Here is an 18,131-nt window from a genome sequence, read left to right as displayed (position 1 = left end):
CCATGTCTGCTCTTGCGGCGCTGCGCCGGGTGCGACCTGTCATGGCGGCGCTGACGGCCGCCGCCCTCCTCCCCCTGACGCCGGCGGCGCCGGCGGCCGCGGCGGACCGCGCGGCGAGCGAGCGGGTGCTCGGCGACCGGGTCGTCATGACCGTGGGCGGCGGCGTCGCCCGGGTGAAGGAGACGATCGTCTACGAGTTCGCGGGCCGGGACGGCTTCGCCCGCGAGTACGTGACGCGCGAGCACGAGAGCGCGACCCGCGACCGCGTGTACCGGATGACGAACCTGCGGGCGAGCAGCCCGGACGGCGGCCCCACGCGGGTCACCGTGAGCAGCGAGGGCACCCGGACGACCGTCGAGGTGCGCGGGCCGAAGAAGCTGACGGGCCGGCGCACGGTCGTCCTGGAGTACGAGCTGCGCGGCGCGGTCACCCGGATGGGCGGGGCGGACGAACTGTGGTGGCCGGTGGCGGGCGGGTTCGACGTCCCGGTGGAGACCGCGAGCGCGACGGTCGACGGCGGCACGATGATCCGCAACGTGAACTGCTTCGCGGGCCCGGTCGGCAGCACGGTCGGCTGCACGCAGTTCTACATGAACCACGCGCACACGCAGGGGATCTACAGCCAGGAGAAGATGCTTCCCGGCGAGTACCTGACCGTCGTCGCGGGTTTCCCGGCCGGGACGACCGGCGGGCACGCGCTCTACGAGCGGCGGCAGACGGTCGCCACCGCCTTCTCCGTCAACGCGGTGACCGCGTCGGCGCTGCTGGGGCTGCTGGTGCTGCTCGGCGGCGGCGTCGCCGCCCTGTACATGCTGCGCGGCCGGGACGCGCGGGTCGTCGGGCAGCGGGCCGCCGAGGGCGACCACGCGCCGGTGGCGGGCGCCGAGTTCGAGCCGCCGGACGGCGTCCGGCCGGGGCAGATCGGCACGCTGATCGACGAGCAGGCCGACGTGATCGACGTGACCGCGACGATCGTGGACCTCGCCGTCCGCGGCTACCTGCTGATCGAGGAGGAGGACCGGGCGGTCACCGGCCGGCTCGACTGGACGCTGCGCCGGCTCGACCGTCCGGTGGTCGACCTGCTGCCCTACGAGCGGATCCTGCTGGACGCCCTGCTCACCGCGCCGGACGGGACGGCGCGCGACGCGGTGAAGCTGTCGGAGCTCGGCGGGACGTTCGCGACGAAGCTCGGGCAGGTGCGGGCGGCGATGTACGACGACGTCGTCCGGCAGGGGTGGTTCGCGCGGCGGCCCGACACGGTGCGGTCGCGGTGGACGGTCGCGGGGCTGGCGCTGACCGTCCTCGGCATCGCCGGGACCGTCGCGCTGGCGCTGACGACGGAGTGGGCGCTCGCCGGGCTCGCGGTGATCATCGCGGGGGCGGCGCTGGCGTACGGCGGCCAGTACATGCCCGCGAAGACGGCGCGCGGCTCGACCGTCCTCGCGCACACCATCGGGTTCCGCGAGTACCTGGAGCGCGGGGAGCTGCCGGACGGCGCGGAGCTCGCCTCGCCGCAGAAGATCGCGCTGTTCTCCCGGTTCCTGCCGTACGCGGTCGTGTTCGACGTCGTCGAGCGGTGGGCCGGGACGGTCGAGCACGCGGGCGAGCGGGCCGAGGGCGCCGACAACCTCTACTGGTACGAGGGCCCGGCCGAGTGGGACCTGTCGAAGTTCGCCGAGTCCATGCGGACGTTCACCCTCGCCACCTCGGGATCCATCTCGCAGGCGCGGGGGATGTGACGCGCGTCGCGGTTGAATCCGCGCCGCCGGGTATGTGCGGGGAGGAGCCGCCGACGCAGGAGGTGACGCCCCATGCTCCCGCCGAACACCGGAGCCACGTACAGTCCCCTCCTGTTCATCGTGCCGGTCGTGGTGCTGCTGGCGGTCCTGTTCTGGATCGGGATCACGCTCGCGGCCTCCCGGATGCGGTTCCGCTCGCGGGGCCGGGAGGACGGCCTGTCGCACCGCGGCGGGCCGGTGATGGGCGGCGTCCTCCAGGGCAGCCCGTCGCAGCGGACCCGGCGCGATCGGGCGGTGACCGAGGACGAGCGCCGCGCCGCGGCCTACCGGGCCGAGCTCGAACGGCAGCGGGAGGCCGAGCTCGCCGCCGCGCGGGCCCGCGCCGAGGAGGCCCGGCTCACGGCGAAGGAGCCCGTCACGATGGCGTCGAGCGGCCGCGCGGTGATCGGCCGCGCGGCCCGCGCGCTGTCGGGCCGGACGGGCCGGGCCGCGTCCGGCGGGCCGCGCCGCCGCAGGCGGTGGCCGCGTTGAGACCGCGCACGCTCCGCTGATCCAACGCCCGCCGGGCCGCGTACGCCCCGTCACATCCCCCGGCCCGGCGGGCGTTGTTCCCTGGGTCTCCGGAAAGGTCCCGGGCGAGGGCCGTTCCCCCTGCTCGGCTGGTACCCGCAGCGGGCGCCGAGGCCGGGAGGCATGCCGGTCAGGCGCTCTGAGGGGCCGGGGGCGCCTCGCCGAGACGCCGTGAGCGTCGTCGGTAAGATGTCTGACGTCTGTCCGTTATGGGATCGTCAGGGAGATCGTGGTGGCGCTGAGTCCGGTTCCCGGCGGGTCGACCGTCGACGCCGTCCTGAACCAGTTGCAGGCGGAGGTGAGCGGCGGGGCGTGGCCGATCGGCGGCCGGATTCCCGCGGAGACCGACCTCGCCGCGCAGCTCGGGGTGAGCCGCCCGGCGGTGCGGGAGGCGATCCGGGCGCTGTCGCACGTGGGCGTGCTGGAGGTGCGGCGCGGCGACGGCACGTACGTGCGCAGCAGCGCCGACCCGCGCCCGCTGCTGCGCCGGGTGTCCCGGGCGACGGCGCGGGACGTCTTCGAGGTGCAGCTCGCCTACGACGTGCAGGCGGCACGGCTGGCGGCGCGGCGCCGGACGGACGCGGACCTGGTGCGGCTCGCGGACCTGCTGGAGGCGCGCGACACCGCGACGGAGGCCGCCGAGTTCGGTGCGGCCGACGCGCGGTTCCACCTCGGCGTCGCGGAGGCGGGCCGGAACCCGGTGCTGATCGAGGCGATGCGGTTCTTCATCCAGCACCTCGGCGAGGCGCTGCGGACGGTCCGCCTCGACCACGAGGTGCCCGAGGCGAGCCCGGAGGCGCACCGGGCGGTGCTGGACGCGGTCGCGGCGCGGGACGCCGACGCCGCGGCGCGCGCGGCGGCCGCGGTCGTCGAGCCGACGCTGGCCGCCCTCGACGGGCTGATCGCCGACGCCGCCGGCACGTCCGCGGACGACCGGTGAGCGCGGCGCGCGCGTCCCGGATCGGGGCGGTGGCGCTGATCGTCCTGGTCGCGCTGAACCTGCGGCCGGCGATCGCGGCGGTCGGGCCGGTGCTCACGGAGATCCAGGACGCGTTCGGGCTGTCGGGGACGGCGGCGGGCGCGCTCACCACGCTGCCGCTGGCGTTCTTCGGCTCCTACGGGCTGATCGCGCCGTTCCTGCGGCGCGCCCCGCGCAGCGAGACGCTGCTGGTGGCGTCGATGGCGCTGCTGGTCGTGGGGCTGGTGCTGCGCCTGCTGGACGCCCCGTTCCCGCTGTTCGCGGGGTCGCTCGTGGCGGGAATGGCGATCAGCGTCGGCAACATCGCGATGCCGGCGATCATCAAGCGCGACCATCCGGAGTCGCTGACGACGGTGACGGCGATCTACACGGTGGCGATGTCGGGCGGCGCGGCGCTGGCCGCGGGCCTGGTGGTGCCGGTGGAGAACGCGTTCGGCGCGTCGTGGCGGCTGCCGCTGGGGCTGCTGGCGATTCCGGCGGCGGCCGCGGGGCTGATCTGGCTGCCGCGCGCGCTGCGGGCGGCCCGGGCGGCCCGCGCGGCGCCGCCCGTCCCGGCGGCGCGGGGCGTCGCGGGGCTGGTGTGGCGGTCGCCGCTGTCGTGGAGCGTCACGGCGTTCATGGGCCTGCAGTCGCTGCTGGCGTACGTGACGCTGGGGTGGCTGGCGACGATCTGGCAGGACCGCGGGATGAGCGAGGCGGGCGCCGGGTACGCGCTGGCGGTGACGTCCGGGGTCCAGGCGGTGTCGTCGCTGCTGGTGCCGGTGCTGGCGCGGCGGACGCGCGACCAGCGGCCGCTCGTGCTGCTGATCGTGGTGCTGACCGCGGCGGGCTTCGCGGGCGCGACGTGGGCGCCGATCGGGACGGTCTGGGTGTGGACGGTCGTGCTGGGCGTCGGGCAGGGCATCGGGTTCCCGACGGCGCTGTCGTTCATCGGGCTGCGCTCCCACGACGCGGCGGTCGCGGCGCAGCTGTCGGGGATGGCGCAGGGCCTCGGGTACGTGCTCGCGGCGCTGGGGCCGCTCGGGGTGGGCGCGCTGCACGACGCCACCGGCGGTTGGACCGTTCCGATGCTCGGCGTGCTGGCGGCGACGGCGGCGCTGCTAGTCCCGGGGATGATCGCCGGGCGGAACCGGACGATCGGCGCCCCGGCGCCCGGGGGCGCGGCGGCGGACGCCGCTGCGGCGGCGCTCAAGTAGCCGGCCCAAAAACACCCAAAATTGACCTCAATCGCCACATACCCACCTCCCAGTCGGGCACCACACCCGGCAGGGAGGTGGAACGATGTTCGCGACCATCGCCGGCTACGCGACGCCCGGCCACATCCTGGTGTGGTTCATTCCGGTCCTCGGCACGCTGGGCCTGCTGACCTGGCTGTACCTGACGATCGCATCCTCGTCCAGGAAGATCCACCCGGAGCGCCGCAACGACCAGCACAACCACCGCGGCATGGAGCAGGGCGGCACCTACACCTACCGGCCCGGCATGTTCTCGCACAGCTACCCGCCGGAGAAGTCGACGCAGTTCGACGAGTTCCGCCGCGACAACCCGCAGCCGGGACGCGAGCCGAAGGTCCCGCCCGAGGAACGCGACCGGGAGCGGCCCGCGCCGTCTAGAACGCGCCCGGGGCCGGGCGGATGACGCCCGCGTCGCCGTCTCCGCCGCGCAGCGGCTCGGTCGCCAGCCGCTCCAGCGCGTCCGCGTCGGCGGCCTCCGGCAGGCCGCCCGCGGGCGCGCCGCCCGCGTCGCTCCCCGCGAGGGCGCGCAGCAGGGCGACGGTCACCGGCGTGCGGGCCCGCATCGCCCCGTCGTCGATCTTGACGGCGCCGGCCCGGCCGTCGCCGAGCGCGAACGCGTCCACGCCCTCCGCGCCGCACTTGACCAGCAGGCCCGGGACGGCGTCCATCAGCCGGTGCTCCTCCCGCTCCGTCCCGGACGTCCACTGCGGGTGCGTGCGCATCGCGTCCGCGACCAGGCCCTCGGGGGCGTCCGGCGCGGCCAGCACGAGCGCCCGGTAGGCGCGCGCGACGCCCAGCGTGGAGATCGCGAACAGCGGCGCCCCGCACCCGTCCACCCCGACCGCCGCGACCGGCTCGCCCGCCAGCTCCTCCACGACCTCGCGCACCGCGGCCTGCAGCGGATGCTCCGGGTCCAGGTAGGACGCCGTGGGCCAGCCGGCGGCGACGCACGTGGCGAGCATCGCGGCGTGCTTGCCGGAGCAGTTCATCCGGACCCGGGACGGCCCCGCGCACGCGCGCGCGGAGCCGGGGTCGATCGGCCACGACTCGGGGCAGCGCAGATCGTCCGCCGTCAGGCCCGCGCCCGCGAGGATCTTCTCGACGCCCTCGACGTGGAAGTCCTCCCCCGAGTGGCTCCCGGCGGCGAGCGCCAGCAGCTCCCCGTCCAGCTCCAGCCCGGACCGCAGCATCGCGACGGCCTGCAGCGGCTTGTTCGCGGAGCGCGGGAAGATCGGCTCCTCGACCGACCCGGCCCGCACCGCCTGCGTCCCGTCCACCGCGAGCCCGACCGCCGCGCCGCGATGCCGCGACTCCACGAACCCGGAACGCTCCACCTCGACCAGCACCGGATTGATCATGACCCCATCATGCCCGGTCAGCGGGCTTTGACCCGCAGCAGGGCGCGGGCGTCCGGGGCGGCCAGCGGGGGCCGCTGCGCGAGCGTCGCGGCGGCCGCCGCCCGCTCGACGAGCTGGACGTTCGCGGTCACCGGCGTCCCCTTCGCGAGGGTCAGCGTGTCCTCCATGCCGACGCGCAGGTGCCCGCCCGCCGACAGCGCCGCGAACATCACCGGCAGCGACGTCCGCCCGACACCGGTCGCCGACCAGGTGGCGCCGTCCGGGAGGGCCTCGACGGCGGCGACGAGCGTCCGCGCGTCCCCCGGCATCCCGCCGGGCACGCCCATCACGAGATCGCAGTGCACGTGACCGCCGTACGGGAGCCCGTGCTTGTCCAGGAGACGGTGCAGCGCGGCGATGTGCCCCAGGTCGAACAGCTCGAACTCGGGCACGACCTCCAGTTCCTGTGTTCGCCGGTAAAGCTCCACCATGAACGGCCAGGGGTTCATGAACACGTCGTCGCCGAAGTTGACCGTCCCGCAGGTCAGCGAGCACATGTCGGGCTCGGCGTCCAGGACGGCCAGCCGATCCTCGTACGGGTCGGTCACCGCCCCGCCCGTGGACAACTGCACGATCAGTCCCGTGCTCTCCCGCAGCGCCCGCACCGTGTCCCGCAGCCGGGACGGATCGAGCGTCGGCCGCGCGTCGTCGTCGCGGACGTGCACGTGGACGATCGCCGCCCCCGCCGCCTCGCACTCCTTGGCCGTCTGAACCAGTTCCTCAAGGGTGACGGGCAGGGCCGGGACGTCCGCCTTCGCGGACTCCGCACCCGTGGGCGCCACCGTGATGAGCGTCGTTGCTCCCATAGGCGGCAGAATGCATCGTCATGAGGGCAGTAGTCCAGCGGGTGAGCAGCGCGAGCGTGACCGTCGCCGGCCGCGTCGCCGGCGCGATCGACGGGCCGGGCCTGATGGTCCTGGTCGGCGTCACGCACGACGACGACGAGGCGAAGGCCCGGAAACTGGCCGCGAAACTGTGGGGGCTGCGCATCCTGCACGACGAGCGGTCGTGCTCGGACACCGGCGCGCCGCTGCTCGTCGTCAGCCAGTTCACCCTCTACGGCGACGCCCGCAAGGGCCGCCGCCCGAGCTGGACGGCCGCCGCGCCGGGGCCGGTCGCCGAACCGCTGGTCGACGCGGTCGTCGCCGAACTGCGGGCGCTCGGCGCGAAGGTCGAGACGGGCGAGTTCGGCGCGGACATGCGGGTCGCGCTGGTCAACGACGGCCCCGTCACGCTCGTCCTGGAAATCTGACCGGTCAGCGCAGGCCGTGGACGATCGCCGCGACGGCCACGGCCGTCCCGGCGGCCGCGAGGAGGAGCAGGGCCCGGTCGGCGACGTCGAGCCGCCCGCGCACGTCCCCCGACACCACGACGACGCCGGTGCCGTCGTGGACGTCGTGGTGCCCGCCGCCGTTCGCGGTGCGGCGGCGCCGTCCCGCGAGGCGCCGCAGCGCGGCGTTCTTCGCCCGCTGGTGCTCGGGGCCGCAGGCGAACAGGCGTCCCCGGGCGCGCTCGGCGCACGCGTACCCCTGCGGGGTCAGCACCCGGCACAGCGTCGGGACGAGCGCGAACTGGTACAGGCACCAGGCGAGCAGGCCCACGACCGCCACCCGCCACGATCCCAGCCACAGGGCGGCGGCGGGGAACGCGGCGAACCCCGCCCACCACACCGGCGCGGGCTCCCTGCGCGGGCGGCGCCGCGAGCCGCCCTTCCGGGCGGACGGCGGCCGGGGCTCGGAGGGACGCTCACCACCGGAGTTCGCGACCATCGGCAGGAACCACCTTTCACCGGGGCCGGCCGGTCAGATTCATGCAAGACCGACGATATGGCGAACCGGCCCGGCGCGTTAGCCCCCGGGCGCCCGTGATCGGCGCCCGTGATCGGCGCCCGCGATCGGCGCCCGTCCCGGGGTCAGCCGCGGGCGGCGGGACGGCGGCGCAGGTCGATCTGCGCGTTCGCCCCCGTGTCCGGCGAGACGACGACCTCCTGCGCGGCGGCGACCCCGCCCGCGAGCAGCTCCGCGTCCACCGGGACGTTCCGCTTCACGGTCGCGAGCGCGATCGGCCCCAGCTCGTGGTGCCGCGCCGCCGACCCCACGAACCCGACCTGGCGGCCGCCCGGGATCTCGACCGGGTCGCCGTGCGCCGGGAGCCGGTCCACGCTGCCGTCCAGGTGCAGGAACACCAGGCGGCGCGGCGGACGCCCCAGGTTGTGGACGCGCGCGACCGTCTCCTGCCCCCGGTAGCAGCCCTTCTCCAGGTGGACGGCCGTCTCGACGAGCCCCGCCTCGTGCGGGATCGTCCGGTGGTCGGTGTCGAGCCCGAACCGGGGCCGGTGCTCGGCGATCCGCAGCGCCTCGTACGCCCAGATGCCCGCGGGCCGCAGGTCCGCGGGGAAGCCGCCGGCGCGGGGGACGATGCGCGTCGTCGTCCCGGCGGCGTCCGGCCAGGACGGGACGTCCGTGGACGGCGCGTCCCCGGGCGGGCCGGTGACGACCATGTACTCGCCGGTCACGTCGGCGACCTCGACGCGCAGCATGAACCGCATCCGGTCGAGGAACTCCACGAGGGACGGCGCAGTGCCCGGCTCGACGTGCGCCCAGACGGCCTCGCCGTCGTCCACGAGGAACAGGTGGTGCTCGACGTGCCCGTTCGGGCTGAGCAGCAGCGCCTCGGTCGGCTCGTGCGGCTTCAACGCGTCGAGATGCTGGCTGAGCAGGCTGTGCAGCCAGGCCAGCCGGTCGGGCCCGGAGACCCGCACCACGCCCCGGTTGCTCCGGTCGGCGAACGCGGCGCCCGCCGCAAGCGCGCGTTGTTCCTGCGCGGGCTCCCCGTAGTGCGCGGCGACGCCCTCGTCGGGCGGATCGGCGGCGACGGCTCCGGGCGACTGCAGCAGCGGGCTCTCCATGAACCCCACACTATGCGGCGGTCAGCCGCCCCGGCACTCCTTGCAGCGCCCGTAGACGGTGAGGTGGTGCACGTCCGTCTCGAAGCCCTGGTCGCGCTCCAGCAGCGCCGCGAGCCCCTCCGCCACCGCCGGGTCGACGTCCTCGACGTTGTGGCAGCCCCGGCAGACGAGGTGGATGTGCTCGGCCTCCGCCGCCAGGTGGTAGTTCGGCGGCCCGTGCCCCAGGTGCGCGTGCTTGACGAGCCCGAGTTCCTCCAGCAGCTCCAGCGTCCGGTACACCGTCGAGATGTTCACGCCGCGCGCGGTGCGCTGCACCTCCGTGCAGATCTCCTCGGGCGTCCCGTGCTCCAGGTTGGTGACCGCTTCGAGCACGAGCTGGCGCTGCGGGGTGACCCGGTACCCCTTCGCCCGCAGCTCCTGCTGCCACGAGTCAGCCATACCGCGCTCCATCGTGCGCTCCGTGCCGCGCTCCGCCATGACCCGAGTGTATGCGGGTTGGCGGCGCCGAGAATTCGTTTGCTCCGCGCCGGATCCGTCGCATACGTTCGAGGCACGCGTGAAAGGAGGTGGTCCAAGCAATGGTTTGCAGTGGGACTCGCGAGGTGACTGTCCGCTAGTCGCCGTTCCGCCTCGGCGCCGCCGCCCCCGGCGGCGGCAACCGGTCGCGACGGTGACCGGCGAATACCAGGCAGTTACCCGGTCCCCGGACCGATGGACCAGTCCCGTCCATCACCCGCACCATGCGGGAAGGTCCGGGGATCGTTCCATTTCCGGCCCCGGTCAGGTGGCCGGGCGCGTCAGCCGACCTTCTTGAGCTGCGCGGACACGTGCGCCTGGAGCTTCTGCCCGACGGCCGCCATGTCGTACGCCCAGCCCAGGTCCTCGCCGATCAGCCCGTACAGCCGGTGCCCGGCCGTGACCTCCTTGGCCGACTCGGTGCGCGCGACGACGTCGGTCTGCAGCTCCACCCGGCTGAACGCGACGTTCCCGACGTAGATCTCGACGATGCCCGTCGGGTGCGCCAGCGTCACCTCGACCTGGTGGTCGGGCAGCGGCCGCCAGTAGCCGGTCTCCGTCGCCAGCGGACGCCCCAGCGACCCGTCCTTCTCGATCATCCACGTCCGGCTCGTGTAGATCAGGAAGGGCTTGCCGTTGTGGGCGAAGGACATCTCCTGGCCGAAGTTGAACTCCTCGATCGTCGGGTAGCCTCCGACGCCGGCCCCCTCCCAGGTGCCGAGGAGGAACTTCAGCGGCTCAAGGTCGGGGTGCAGCTCAGGCTCCATGGGAACCGAGCGTAGCGCGCTAGCGCAGCCGCCCGAGACGCACCACGAGCAGGACGGCGACGACCGCCACCAGCCCCAGCGCGCCGACCATAACACTCGCGTTCACAACGCCGCCCACGGCACCTCCCGTACCCGACCTGCCGTACCCGGCCTGCCGTACCCGGCCTCCCGCACCCGGCCTCCCGCGACCCGCCGGTCGGACGACTATACGGCCCGGCGAGGCCGTCTCGCGGACGCCGCGCTCTATAGAGTGCGTCCATGGCACGACCTCTGGTGATCAAGGTGACGGCGGGGGCGGACGCCCCCGAACGCTGCAACCAGGCGTTCACGGTCGCGGCGGCCGCCGCGGCGAGCGGCGTCCCGGTGTCGCTCTGGCTGACCGGGGAGTCCGCGTGGTTCGCGCTGCCCGGCCGGGCCGCCGAGTTCCGGCTGCCGCACGCGACGCCGCTCGACGACCTGCTGGCCGTCGTCCTGTCTGCGGGGCGGGTGACGCTCTGCACCCAGTGCGCCGCCCGCCGCGACATCGGACCGGACGACGTCCTGCCCGGCGTCCGCATCGCCGGGGCGCCCACGTTCGTCGAGGAGATCACCGCGGAGGACGTCCAGGCCATCGTGTACTGACGCCGCCGCCCCGGTTGATCGGCTCCGAAACGGATATGAGAGAGCCGACGCCCCGAACACAGGAGATCCGTCGGCATGCTGGACATCCCCACATGGGCCTGGCTCGCGACGATCGCGTTGATCGTCGGGCTGTTCGTGCTCGACTTCGTGGCCGCGGTGCGCAAGCCGCACGCCGTCCACATCCGCGAGGCGACCTTCTGGTCGGTGTTCTACATCGCCGTCGCGCTCCTGTTCGGCCTCGCCGTGTGGATGCTCGTCGGGCACACCGCCGGAACCGAGTACTTCGCCGGCTACATCGTCGAGAAGAGCCTGTCGGTCGACAACCTCTTCGTCTTCGTCATCATCATGGCGAAGTTCGGCGTGCCGGACATGTACCAGCAGAGGGTGCTGCTGTTCGGCATCGCGGCGGCGCTCGTCCTGCGCGCGATCCTCATCGCCGTCGGCGCCGCGTTCATCAACCTGTTCTCGTTCACGTTCCTGATCTTCGGGCTGATCCTGATCTGGACGGCCGTCCAGCTCGTCCGGCACCGCAACGAGGAGCCCGACGTCGAGGACTCCTTCGTCGTCCGCCGGGCCCGCAAGATCATGCCGATGACCGCCGACTTCCACGGCGGCCGGATGTTCGCGCACGAGAACGGGCAGCGCGTGATGACGCCGCTGCTGCTGGTGTTCGTCGCGGTCGGCAGCACCGACCTGCTGTTCGCCCTCGACTCGATCCCGGCGGTGTACGGCGTCACGAAGTCCGCGTTCATCGTCTTCTCCGCGAACGCGTTCGCGCTCCTCGGCCTCCGCGCCCTGTACTTCCTCATCGAGGGCCTCCTGGAACGGCTCGTCTACCTGTCCATCGGCCTGTCGGCGATCCTCGCGTTCATCGGCGTGAAGCTGATCCTGCAGTTCCTGCACGAGGACGTGTCGCACTCGATCCCGCACATCGCGACGCCGGTGTCCCTCGGCGTGATCCTCGTCGTCCTCGTCGTCACGACCGTCGCCAGCCTCGTCCGCGTCAAGGGGCACCCGGAGGAGAAGGCCAAGCCGGGCGCCATCCGCAAGCCCCGCAAGCACGAGGAGGAGACCTCCGAGACGCGGTCCTGACCGGACCCGCGCCCGGTCAGCGGAACGCGGCCGACGAGTTCCGGTCGGTGACGCGGTTACCGAAGGAGATCTGCGGCCACAGGCCCGCGAGCTCCTGCCGGGACCGCTCCGACCAGGCCCGCGCCTCGTCCGACCGCGTCTTGTAGAAGTTCACCGCGTGGCCGCCGGTGTGGACCCGCAGCAGCGCGAAGCCGCCCGGGTACTCCTTCACGGCGCCGACCTCCTGGTGGACGACCCGCGGCGCGAGCGGGAACACCGACCGGTGGTTGCGGTGCGTGTGCCCGGCGTGGTGCAGGAAGACGCCGGGCGCCCGGTTGTACGCGGCGAGGATCCGCAGCGACTGGACGGGGTCGAGCGACCGTCCCCCCGTGACGGCGAGCGGCGAATGCTCCTCGAACAGCGGATGGTGGCCGACGACGAGCGTGGGACGGTCCGGATCCGCGCGGAGCTCGGCCTCCAGCCAGGCGAGCTGCGCGGCCGACAGGCCGCCCGCGTCACCGCCGTCGCCCGGCTTGTCGTAGGTGTCGAGCGCGATGACGCGCAGGCCCGGCAGCTCGCGGGCGAAGTACGTGCGGCCGTCCGGGAAGAAGGCGTCCTTGAAGTGGTCGGTCTCGTGCGGGCGGTCGTGGTTGCCCCGGGTGACGAGGTAGTCGCGGCCGTACGCGCCGAACCCGTCCAAGAGCGACTTCACGCGGCGGACGTCCGCGCGTCCCGCCTCGGCGGTCAGGTCGCCGTTCGCGATGATCAGCGACGCGCCGCGGGCGCGGGCGTCCGCGACGAGGGCCCGCGCCATCGCCTCCGGGTAGGGCGGGCCGCCGGGGACCTGCTCGATCCCCTTGATCCACGGCAGGCCGCCGACGAGGCCCGCGACGGTCTCGCCGACGTGCAGGTCGTTGCACAGCGCGATGGTGGCCACGTGGCGCCCCGGCGGCGGGGCGGGGGTGGTGAACGCGAAGACGTCCCCGTGCGGCGTCCCGGCGGCCCGCCCCGCCGCGAGCCAGGTCGGTTCGGCGTCCCGCCCGGACGACCGCGCCCGGTAGTAGTACGTGCGGTTCGGCTCCAGCCCGGTGAGCTCCACGTAGTGGTACGGGGTGCCGGACGGCCCGTGCGCCGTCCGGGTGAGCCGCGCCGGGTGCGTGCCGTACCGCACCTCGGCGTCGGACGGGGCGGGGCGCATGCGCCCGAGCCCGTCGTCCGTCCCGGCCTCGCCCGTGTACCAGGTGAGGACGGCCGTGGACTCGGTGACGGTGACGAGTTCGAGGTTCACCGGACGGACCGCGGCGGCGGAGGCGCGCGTGCTGCGGGCGAGCACGGCGGCCCCGGCCGCCGCGGCCGTCCCGAGGACGAGGGAACGGCGCGCGGCATCGACCATGACCGCCACGGTCACAGGACCCGGCGCGGCGCGCCAGGCCCAATGATCGTTCGCCGCCCCGGATTCACCTCCGCGCGGCGTCCGGTTCGCCCGGATGAACGCCCGGGAGCGCGGTCAGGCGCCGGCGTTCATGACGGCGTTCAGCCGCTCCTCGCGCAGGCGGCCCGCCCACGAGTCGTCCAGCGGCTGCAGCTCCCGGCCGACCGCCCAGGTGAGCAGCAGGTCGGCGAGGCCGGGGTTGCGGACGAGCGCCGGACCGTGCATGTACGTGCCGAGGACCCGCCCGGTGTAGGCGCCCTCGTAGCCGTCGCCGTTGCCGATGCCGTGCACGACCTGCGCGAACGGCCGGGCGTTCGGGCCGAGCCGGGTGACGCCCTGGTGGTTCTCGAACCCGGTGATGCGCGGGACGTTCAGCTCCGCCGCGACGTCCCCGACGATCTCGCCGACGGCCCGCTGCTCGCCGCGTCCCGACGTGATGTCGAGCAGGCCGAGGCCGGGCAGTTGCTGCCCCTCGTCGCCGCCGAACTCGCGGCCGAGGATCTGGTAGCCGGCGCACACGCCGAACACCACGGCGCCCGACTGGACGGCGCGGGCGAGGCCGCCGTCGTTGCCGAGCCGCTGCGCCGCGAGGATCTGCGGCCGGTCCTCGCCGCCGCCGAGCAGGTAGATGTCGCCGTCGGCGGGGACGGGCTCGTCCGAGCGCAGGCTGACGGTCTCGGTCGGGATCCCGCGCAGCGCCGCGCGGCGCTCCAGGACGATCGTGTTGCCCTGGTCGCCGTAGGTGCTGAGCAGGTCCGGGTAGATCCAGACGATCTTGATGCGGTCAGACGACACGGCCGTACCTCGTTCGGATGCTCTGGAAGGCGGTGTAGTTGGCGATCACGTCGAGGTGCCCGGGCGGCACCGCCATGACCGCCTGGTCGATGTCGTCGACGACGGTGAACGACACGTCGGCGGCCTCCAGCCGCGCCGCGAGGTCGATGCGCCGCTCGCCCGTCACCCACACGGGACGCCCGCGCAGGATGCGGTAGTCGACGTCCCACAGCCAGGACGTGTCGCGCCCGTCCGGGCCCTGCGCGTTGATCGACAGCGCGACCGGGCCGGGCGGCGGCTGCAGGACGTCGAACGCCTCCAGCCAGCCCGCGGGGTTCTTCGACAGCAGCAGCCGGATGCTGCGGCCCTCGTGCTCGACCGTCGTGTACCGGCCCGCGACCGACGTGACCTGCGACAGCAGCGGCAGCGCCTGGTCGGGCGGGACGCCGAACTGCGCGACGACCGCGAGCGCGATGAGGGCGTTCGACCGGTTCGCCCGCCCCGGCAGCGACAGGCCCGTCAGGGAGTACACGCGCCCGTCCGGGGCCGTGATGGTGTCGCCCTTGAGCGCCCAGTCGGGGCGGGGGCGGCGGAAGTGGCACTGGCGGCAGGCCCAGTCGCTGTCCTCGTCGGTGTCCTGCCGGTCGAGGGGGCCGCCGCACTCGGGGCAGCACCACGAGTCCTCGCGCCAGTGCTGGCCGGCCGCGACCCACGTCACCGACTTCGCCCCGGACGCGCCCCAGGTGACCAGCGGGTCGTCGCAGTTGGCGATGACGTGGCTCTGCGGGGCCGCCTCCAGCGCCTTGCGCCACTTGCCCGCCAGCAGCCAGATCTCCGCGGCACGGTCCATCTGGTCGCGGCTCAGGTTCATCAGCGCGACGACGTTCGCCCCGGTCTCCCGCAGGACCATCGGGACGTACTTCTCGTCGCACTCCAGCACGCCGTACCGGGCGGTCGGCGAGGAGGCGAGCGCGGACACGTGCCCGGTGGGCATGTTCGCGCCGAACGCGTTGGTCGCGACCTCCCCCAGCGGCGTCATCGCCGAGGTGATCAGCCGGGTCGTCGTCGTCTTGCCGTTGGTCGCGCTGACGAGGACGAGTTTGCGGTCCCGGGCGAGCCTGGTCAGCAGCTCGGGGTCGAGCCGGAGGCCGATCCGCCCTCCGATCACCGAGCCGTCCCCTCGGCCCGCGAGCCGGGACATCTTCGCGGCCGTGCGGCCGAGCGCGACGGCCAGCTGCGAACGCAGCGGAAGATCGCTCATTGACTCCGTCTTCTCTGGATGCGCCGGGGAAAACCGCTTCCGAGCCTAGCCGCTGCACGTACCGCTCGCGGCGCGACCGTCCCGCTTCGCCCGGGGACGCGCGCCGGGCTCGGAGCGGCGGTGTGATCAGCATCATAACTTTCCACGTAAACCGGCTCCGGCAATCTTGACCAAGAGCGAGATCTCGTGATTCGGTGCGAGCCCCGACGTCGGTGAGCCAGATTCCCAACCACACGCCCCGATGGGACCTCACCCACTACTTTTGTCGGGTGCCCTGCGCTTTGCGGGGGAAGCGGTGCCCGCCCGGTCCGGCGGGCCGGGATCGCAGACGTGGGCGAAGCGGCGATAAGGCGAGGTCTGAGCGATGCAGTGTCCGACGTGCGGCTCCCACACGCCCGGGACGCTCGGCAGGTGTTCGAACTGCGGCGGGCCGGTCGACGTGTACGCGCCCGGCGCACCGCCGCTCGCGGCGCCGGTCGCCGACGCCCCCGCGGACGTCCTCGGCGAGAGCACGATGACGGTCCCGCCGCCCGGCCCGTCCTGGACGCCGTCCGCGCCCGCGCCGTCGAGCCCGGCGTCCGGCCCCGCGCCGTCCGGGTTCCCGGGGCTGCCGGACGCCGGGAGCGGGTTCGGCGGGGCCGCGGCCGGTGCGGCGGGCGCGGACGCCACGATCCGCGACATCCCGAACGCCTCGGACCGGCGCGTGGACACGTCGGGCGGGGACGGGCCCGCGGAGGCCACCGGGGAGTCGACGGCGCCCTGGGCGTTCGACCCCGACGACGACGACGAGGACGAGGTCGAGATCCCGGGGCTCGGCGGGCCCGCGCGGCCCGCGCCTCCCGCGGTGGCGGCGGTGCCGCCGTCGAACCCGTTCGGGCTCGCGGACGCGCCGCCCCCCACCGAGTCGATCGTCCCGGACTCCTGGTTCGCGCAGCCGCGCAGGCCGCAGGAGCCCGAGGCGGCCACGCAGGCGTGGACGCCGCAGGCGGCGCCGGGCGCGGGCGCGCTCGACCGCACGATGATGGACCCGGGAGGCGGGCCCGCGCCGATGGGCGCCCCGCACGGGCCGATGGGGGCGGCGGGGCCGCCGCACGGGCCGATGGGTCCCGGCGGGCCGCCGCCGCACGGGCCCGGCGCGCCGATGGGCCCGCCGGGGCAGGGCGGGCTCCCGGCCGGGTACGGCGGCACGGAGCGCGGCGGCACGGCGCCCAACAAGGTGCTCATCGCGGTCGTGTCGGCGCTGGTGACGGTCGCGGTGGCGACCGTGGCGCTGGTGGCGTGGCCGTCGGGCGACGACAAGAAGCCCGCGGGGAACACCGCGCAGCCGGACACGACGCCGTCCAGCACCCCGGTGGCGCAGAAGGACCCGGTCTCCGCCGCGACGAGGGAGCAGGCGGCGGTCATGAACGAGGTGCTGAACGCGAGCACCAACACCCGCGCGGTGCTGGGCGCGGCGCTCACCCGGGCCGGGAAGTGCAAGACGCTGCCGCAGGCGATCCAGGGCTTCGAGACGGTGGCGCAGCGGCGGCAGAACCAGCTCAAGCGCACCCGGGAGATGAAGCTCGACCAGGTCCCGAACGGCGAGCAGCTGCGGACGTCCCTGTCGCAGGCGCTGCAGGCGTCGCTGGACGTCGACCAGAAGTACCTGCACTGGGCGCGGCAGGTCCAGCCGAAGTGCAAGGGCAAGGGGAAGCCGAAGCCGAGCGCGGCGCAGGTTCCGGGGACGGCGGCGGACAACCGGCGCGCGACGACGGCGAAGCAGCGGTTCGTCCAGTTGTGGAACCCGGTCGCGCAGAAGACGGGCCTGCCGGAGCGCGACTGGCGACGCGTGTAGCCGTCCGGTAACGGGACACGGGCAACCGCGCGCTGGGCAGGACGATCCGGCGCGCCGCGCAGTATCTTGTCACCGTCGGGGGACCTGCTGCTGTAAGGGGTTTCTATGCGGTGCCCGGCTTGTGGAAGCGACACGTCACCGACCTCGCCTCAGTGCCTCTGGTGCCGCGCCCCGCTGGCGGGCGCGGGCACCGGGGACGAGACGGTCCGCGACCCGCGGGCGGATCCGCCGACGATTCCCGTGCCCGATCCGCCGGACCCGGTGGGGGTCCCGTGGCCTTCGCCGCCGCAGGACCGCACGACGCCGGTGCCGCCGTCGGCGCCGGGCGAGACGTCGATCCCGCTGTCGCCGGAGCCGTGGGCGGAGCCGGCGATCTGGCGGCCGCCCGCGCCGCCGAAGCGCGGCCGCGGGCCGCTCGTGCTGGTCGTGGCGGGCGGGGTGGCGCTGGCGCTCGTCGCGTTCGGGATCGTGTTCTGGCCGAGCGGGTCCGAGCCCGCGTCGGGGAACGGCCTGTCGTCGGCGGAGTCGTCCACGGCCGGCGAGGGCGGGGCAGGCGAGGGCGCGGGCGGGGGCGGGACGGCCGGGCCGGGCGCGGGGGCGACCGAGCCGGAGCCGCAGTCGGACGCCGCGTTCCGTGAGCAGGCCGGCGCGGTGGACGGCGTCCTCGCGGACATGAGCGGCACCCGCGCCGACCTCGGTTCGGTCGTCATCGACGAGGACTGCAGCGTCTCGGGGATCCAGCGGGTGCTGGCGAGCCGGCGTTCGCAGCTCGCGCGGGCCCGCGCGCTGGACGTCGGCGCCCTCGACGGCGGCGCCGAGCTGAAGGACGCGCTGGTGCGCGCGCTCGAGGCGTCGGTGGAGTCGAACGAGCGGTACGCGGCGGTGGCGCCCGGCTGCCCGTCGCCCGCCGAGGTGTCGGACGTGAACCAGCGCGCGACGGACGCGAAGAACGAGTTCGCCGGCCACTGGGCGCCGATCGCGCGGGAGGCGGGGCTGCCGGCCCGGTCGGGCGACGACATCTGACCCC

At 74.4% G+C, this 18,131-nt stretch carries 19 protein-coding genes; 10 read left to right on the top strand and 9 right to left on the bottom strand.

Annotation, left to right across the window (positions count from 1 at the left end):
* Positions 1-2 precede the first annotated feature (2 nt).
* From ACFQ11_RS11650 to ACFQ11_RS11630, 5 genes are all read left to right on the top strand, one after another.
* Positions 3-1,739 carry a DUF2207 domain-containing protein gene (locus tag ACFQ11_RS11650; RefSeq protein ID WP_378298146.1) on the top strand — a complete coding sequence of 579 codons (1,737 nt, stop codon included), beginning with the start codon at positions 3-5 and terminating at the stop codon, positions 1,737-1,739.
* Between the two features lie 72 nt (positions 1,740-1,811).
* The gene (locus tag ACFQ11_RS11645) at positions 1,812-2,270 is read left to right on the top strand and encodes a hypothetical protein (RefSeq protein ID WP_378298138.1); all 459 of its coding nucleotides are present in this window, start codon (positions 1,812-1,814) and stop codon (positions 2,268-2,270) included.
* 271 nt (positions 2,271-2,541) lie between these two features.
* Entirely contained in the window at positions 2,542-3,249 is a 708-nt protein-coding gene (locus ACFQ11_RS11640) for a FadR/GntR family transcriptional regulator (protein ID WP_378298136.1), read from the top strand.
* Positions 3,246-4,484 carry a CynX/NimT family MFS transporter gene (locus ACFQ11_RS11635; RefSeq protein WP_378298134.1) on the top strand — a complete coding sequence of 413 codons (1,239 nt, stop codon included), beginning with the start codon at positions 3,246-3,248 and terminating at the stop codon, positions 4,482-4,484. Before ACFQ11_RS11640 ends, ACFQ11_RS11635 begins: the two co-directional genes overlap by 4 nt.
* Before the next feature lie 85 nt (positions 4,485-4,569).
* Entirely contained in the window at positions 4,570-4,926 is a 357-nt protein-coding gene (locus ACFQ11_RS11630) for a hypothetical protein (protein ID WP_378298133.1), read from the top strand.
* Here ACFQ11_RS11630 and ACFQ11_RS11625 read toward each other — a convergent pair.
* Both ACFQ11_RS11625 and ACFQ11_RS11620 read right to left on the bottom strand, forming a co-directional pair.
* On the bottom strand, positions 4,898-5,881 hold the full coding sequence (locus ACFQ11_RS11625) for an asparaginase (protein ID WP_378298131.1): 984 nt from the start codon (positions 5,879-5,881) through the stop codon (positions 4,898-4,900). The genes ACFQ11_RS11630 and ACFQ11_RS11625 overlap by 29 nt on opposite strands.
* A gap of 17 nt (positions 5,882-5,898) precedes the next feature.
* Positions 5,899-6,726: a beta-keto acid cleavage family enzyme gene (locus ACFQ11_RS11620; RefSeq protein WP_378298129.1), complete on the bottom strand. Its 828-nt coding sequence runs from the start codon at positions 6,724-6,726 to the stop codon at positions 5,899-5,901.
* Positions 6,727-6,746: 20 nt separating this feature from the next.
* On the opposite strand from ACFQ11_RS11620, the gene dtd reads away from it, so the two are divergent.
* Complete coding sequence (gene dtd / locus ACFQ11_RS11615; protein WP_378298127.1) at positions 6,747-7,172, top strand: D-aminoacyl-tRNA deacylase; 426 nt, start codon at positions 6,747-6,749, stop codon at positions 7,170-7,172.
* Between the two features lie 4 nt (positions 7,173-7,176).
* Here the strand turns inward: dtd and ACFQ11_RS11610 are convergent, their stop codons facing one another.
* The 4 genes from ACFQ11_RS11610 to ACFQ11_RS11595 form a co-directional block, all read right to left on the bottom strand.
* Positions 7,177-7,689, bottom strand: coding sequence for a hypothetical protein (locus tag ACFQ11_RS11610; RefSeq protein WP_378298126.1), 513 nt, complete (start codon positions 7,687-7,689; stop codon positions 7,177-7,179).
* A gap of 143 nt (positions 7,690-7,832) precedes the next feature.
* The gene (ygfZ, locus tag ACFQ11_RS11605) at positions 7,833-8,828 is read right to left on the bottom strand and encodes a CAF17-like 4Fe-4S cluster assembly/insertion protein YgfZ (protein ID WP_378298124.1); all 996 of its coding nucleotides are present in this window, start codon (positions 8,826-8,828) and stop codon (positions 7,833-7,835) included.
* 21 nt (positions 8,829-8,849) lie between these two features.
* Entirely contained in the window at positions 8,850-9,266 is a 417-nt protein-coding gene (locus tag ACFQ11_RS11600) for a Fur family transcriptional regulator (protein WP_378298122.1), read from the bottom strand.
* A gap of 359 nt (positions 9,267-9,625) precedes the next feature.
* Entirely contained in the window at positions 9,626-10,111 is a 486-nt protein-coding gene (locus ACFQ11_RS11595; protein ID WP_378298121.1) for a heme-binding beta-barrel domain-containing protein, read from the bottom strand.
* Positions 10,112-10,369: 258 nt separating this feature from the next.
* Here ACFQ11_RS11595 and ACFQ11_RS11590 point away from each other — a divergent pair, with 258 nt between their 5' ends.
* Positions 10,370-10,732: a DsrE family protein gene (locus ACFQ11_RS11590; RefSeq protein WP_378298119.1), complete on the top strand. Its 363-nt coding sequence runs from the start codon at positions 10,370-10,372 to the stop codon at positions 10,730-10,732.
* Between the two features lie 75 nt (positions 10,733-10,807).
* A complete protein-coding gene (locus ACFQ11_RS11585; RefSeq protein ID WP_378298118.1) occupies positions 10,808-11,824 on the top strand; it encodes a TerC family protein in 1,017 nt (338 codons plus the stop codon).
* A gap of 16 nt (positions 11,825-11,840) precedes the next feature.
* Here the strand turns inward: ACFQ11_RS11585 and ACFQ11_RS11580 are convergent, their stop codons facing one another.
* The 3 genes from ACFQ11_RS11580 to ACFQ11_RS11570 form a co-directional block, all read right to left on the bottom strand.
* Positions 11,841-13,196: a purple acid phosphatase family protein gene (locus ACFQ11_RS11580; protein ID WP_378298116.1), complete on the bottom strand. Its 1,356-nt coding sequence runs from the start codon at positions 13,194-13,196 to the stop codon at positions 11,841-11,843.
* Positions 13,197-13,310: 114 nt separating this feature from the next.
* Complete coding sequence (locus tag ACFQ11_RS11575) at positions 13,311-14,030, bottom strand: type 1 glutamine amidotransferase (RefSeq protein WP_378298114.1); 720 nt, start codon at positions 14,028-14,030, stop codon at positions 13,311-13,313.
* On the bottom strand, positions 14,020-15,270 hold the full coding sequence (locus ACFQ11_RS11570) for a Mur ligase family protein (RefSeq protein ID WP_378298112.1): 1,251 nt from the start codon (positions 15,268-15,270) through the stop codon (positions 14,020-14,022). Before ACFQ11_RS11570 ends, ACFQ11_RS11575 begins: the two co-directional genes overlap by 11 nt.
* A gap of 364 nt (positions 15,271-15,634) precedes the next feature.
* Here ACFQ11_RS11570 and ACFQ11_RS11565 point away from each other — a divergent pair, with 364 nt between their 5' ends.
* Positions 15,635-17,104 carry a hypothetical protein gene (locus ACFQ11_RS11565; protein WP_378298110.1) on the top strand — a complete coding sequence of 490 codons (1,470 nt, stop codon included), beginning with the start codon at positions 15,635-15,637 and terminating at the stop codon, positions 17,102-17,104.
* A gap of 240 nt (positions 17,105-17,344) precedes the next feature.
* A complete protein-coding gene (locus tag ACFQ11_RS11560; protein WP_378298108.1) occupies positions 17,345-18,127 on the top strand; it encodes a hypothetical protein in 783 nt (260 codons plus the stop codon).
* The last annotated feature ends 4 nt before the right edge of the window (positions 18,128-18,131 follow it).

This window comes from Actinomadura sediminis (assembly GCF_042675525.1).
GTDB lineage: Bacteria > Actinomycetota > Actinomycetes > Streptosporangiales > Streptosporangiaceae > Spirillospora > Spirillospora sediminis.
The sequence above is the reverse complement of the archived record's forward strand: the minus strand, read 5'-3'. Positions and strand labels throughout refer to the sequence as shown.